The organism is Mesorhizobium sp. M4A.F.Ca.ET.020.02.1.1 (assembly GCF_004022645.1).
Lineage (GTDB): Bacteria > Pseudomonadota > Alphaproteobacteria > Rhizobiales > Rhizobiaceae > Mesorhizobium.
Genome location: NZ_RZOI01001330.1, coordinates 1 through 630, shown reverse-complemented (window position 1 = coordinate 630; position 630 = coordinate 1). Strand labels below are relative to the sequence as shown.

At 64.9% G+C, this 630-nt stretch carries 1 protein-coding gene; it reads left to right on the top strand.

Annotated elements, in window-relative coordinates; translation table 11 throughout:
• Positions 1-630 (top strand): AMP-binding protein (locus EN742_RS36950; RefSeq protein ID WP_148670614.1); only part of this gene is annotated, 630 nt, incomplete at both ends.

The following is a 630-nucleotide window of genomic DNA, read 5'->3' as shown; positions in this document are numbered from 1 at the left end:
TCTACATGCCGATGATCCCGGAAGCGGCCTATGCGATGCTGGCCTGCACGCGGATCGGCGCCATCCACTCGGTCGTCTTCGGCGGCTTCTCGCCGGACGCGCTCGCCGGCCGCATCGACGACTGCAAGTCGACCATCGTCATCACCGCCGATGAGGGCCTGCGTGGCGGCAAACATGTCCCCCTGAAGGAAAATACCGACAAGGCGGTCGAGATCGCCGCCAAGGCCGGCACCAGGGTCGACAAGGTGGTGGTGGTGCGCCGAACCGGCGGCAAGGTCGGCTGGGCACCGGGACGCGACGTCTGGTACCACGAGGAAGCCGCGACCGTTAAGGCCGACTGCAAGCCGGAGAAGATGAAGGCGGAGGATCCGCTGTTCATCCTCTACACCTCCGGCTCGACCGGCAAGCCGAAGGGCGTGCTGCACACCACCGCCGGCTATCTCGTCTACGCCTCGATGACGCACCAATATGTCTTCGATTACCATGACGGCGACATCTACTGGTGCACCGCCGATGTCGGCTGGGTCACCGGCCACAGCTATATCGTCTATGGGCCGCTCGCCAACGGCGCCACGACGCTGATGTTCGAGGGCGTGCCGAACTACCCCTCGCAGTCGCGCTTCTGGGAAG